This window comes from Phenylobacterium sp., from assembly GCF_031412415.1.
Classification (GTDB): domain Bacteria; phylum Pseudomonadota; class Alphaproteobacteria; order Caulobacterales; family Caulobacteraceae; genus Phenylobacterium.
Genome location: NZ_JANOCX010000217.1, coordinates 1 through 2,006 on the forward strand (window position 1 = coordinate 1; position 2,006 = coordinate 2,006).

Here is a 2,006-nt window from a genome sequence, read left to right on the forward strand (position 1 = left end):
CCGCAGCGCTGCACCTGGCCCGGACTGTCTGCCGCCGCGCCGAGCGTGAGGCGGTGCGTCTGGTCGAGGCTGGCGAACCGGTCAACGGGCCGGCCTTGCGCTATATAAACCGGCTGTCGGATTTCCTGTTTGTCGCCGCACGCTGGGCCAACGGACGCGGCGCGGCAGAGGTGTTCTGGGTCTCAGGGGCAACCCGCTAAGGCTTGATGGGCGCAGGCGCTGCGGGACGACCGATGGCGGCCTTCGCCTCCGCCTCTGCGCCCTTGTCCGTGATGGTGCGACCCGTGATGTCGGAAATCAGCACCGGCTGCGCGCAAACCCGCTGGTCGGCGTCCCACCATTTGCGAGAGGCCTCACATTTCTTGGCCGGCATGATCCAGACCACCTGCCAGACCAGCACGCCCGCAACCACAACGGCGAAAAGGGCGACAAAAAGCAGCTTCAGGCGCTCGATATTCGGGTTCATGGCGTGCTTTTACGTAACGAGAGGGGGGTCTGACTAGTGGGCGGGTTGCGGGCGAATACGCCCCGGCAAGCTTGCAATGCTCGTTGGAACCGCTATTGCCCTCCCGCTCATTTCTTTCCGAAACCCCCAATTTGAGGCGCTAGCAACCCATGAAGGTGTTGGTCCCGGTCAAGCGGGTGATCGACTATAACGTCAAGGCCCGCGTAAAGGCCGATCAGACGGGCGTCGACCTCGCAAACGTCAAGATGTCGATGAACCCGTTTTGCGAGATCGCAGTCGAGGAAGCCGTGCGGCTGAAGGAAAAGGGCGTGGCGACGGAAGTCGTGGCGGTCTCCATCGGCCCGCAGCAGGCTCAGGAGACGCTCCGCACGGCGCTCGCGATGGGCGCCGACCGGGCCATCCTAATCCTGACCGATCAGGACCTTGAGCCGCTCGCGGTCGCCAAGACACTGAAGGCGGTGATCGCCGAGGAACAGCCGCAACTGGTCCTGATGGGCAAGCAGGCCATCGACGGCGACAACAACGCCACGGGCCAGATGCTGGCGGCCATGCTCGACTGGCCGCAGGCGGCCTTCGCCTCGGAAGTCACGGTGGAGGGAAACAAGGCCAAGGTGGTCCGCGAGGTGGACGGCGGCCTGCAGACGCTGTCGGTCGACCTGCCGGCCATCGTCACGGCCGACTTGCGCCTCAACGAGCCGCGCTACGCCAGCCTGCCCAACATCATGAAGGCCAAGAAGAAGCCGCTCGATGTGAAGGAGCTGGCCTCGCTTGGCGTCGACACCGCGCCGCGCCTGAAGGTCGTGAAGGTCACCGAGCCGCCGAAGCGCGGCGGAGGCATCAAGGTCGAGACGGCCGCCGACCTCGTCATGAAGCTGAAGAACGAAGCGGGGGTCCTGTAAAATGGCCGTTCTCGTCGTCGCCGACCACGACAACCAGTCGGTCCGGGACTCCACCCACAAGACCGTCACCGCCGCCCAGGCCCTGGGCGAGGTTGACATCCTGGTCGCCGGGACCAACGCCGCCGCGGTGGCCGCCCAGGCCGCCAAGATCGCCGGCGTGCGCCAGGTGCTGGCCGCGGACTCCGTCGAGTTGGGCCAGGGCATCGCCGAGGCCTTCGAGGCGCTGATCGTGCCCCTGATGGCGAACTATGACGCGGTGCTGATCCCGGCGAGTTCGGCGGGCAAAAACTTCAGCCCGCGCGTCGCCGCCAAGCTTGACGTGGCGCAGATCTCCGACGTCGTCGAGATCGTCGACGCCTCCACCTTTGTGCGTCCGATCTACGCCGGCAACGCGCTGGAGACGATTCAGTCGTCCGACGCCAAGAAGGTGATCACCGTGCGCCCGACCGTCTTCCAGGCGGCCGCGGAAGGCGGCTCGGCCTCGGTCGAGACGATCGCGGCGCCCCCACCATCGGCCAAGAGCCACTTCGTCGACCAGCAGATCGTCAAGTCGGCCCGCCCCGAGCTGGGCGCGGCCAAGATCGTGGTCTCCGGCGGCCGCGCCATGGGCTCGGCCGACGAGTTCCACCGGGTGATCGAGC

At 66.5% G+C, this 2,006-nt stretch carries 4 protein-coding genes; 3 read left to right on the forward strand and 1 reads right to left on the reverse strand.

Annotated elements, in window-relative coordinates; all coding sequences use genetic code 11:
- On the forward strand, positions 1-200 hold a 200-nt coding region (locus RMO04_RS10625; RefSeq protein ID WP_309644757.1), incomplete at its 5' end, for an ATP:cob(I)alamin adenosyltransferase.
- Here the strand turns inward: RMO04_RS10625 and RMO04_RS10630 are convergent.
- On the reverse strand, positions 197-466 hold the full coding sequence (locus tag RMO04_RS10630; protein ID WP_309644758.1) for a hypothetical protein: 270 nt from the start codon (positions 464-466) through the stop codon (positions 197-199). The genes RMO04_RS10625 and RMO04_RS10630 overlap by 4 nt on opposite strands.
- A gap of 149 nt (positions 467-615) precedes the next feature.
- Between RMO04_RS10630 and RMO04_RS10635 the strand changes: the two genes are divergently transcribed.
- Together RMO04_RS10635 and RMO04_RS10640 are read left to right on the forward strand one after the other, a co-directional pair.
- Positions 616-1,365: an electron transfer flavoprotein subunit beta/FixA family protein gene (locus RMO04_RS10635; protein ID WP_309644759.1), complete on the forward strand. Its 750-nt coding sequence runs from the start codon at positions 616-618 to the stop codon at positions 1,363-1,365.
- 1 nt (position 1,366) lies between these two features.
- Positions 1,367-2,006: electron transfer flavoprotein subunit alpha/FixB family protein (locus RMO04_RS10640; protein WP_309644760.1), on the forward strand; the 640-nt coding region annotated here is incomplete at its 3' end.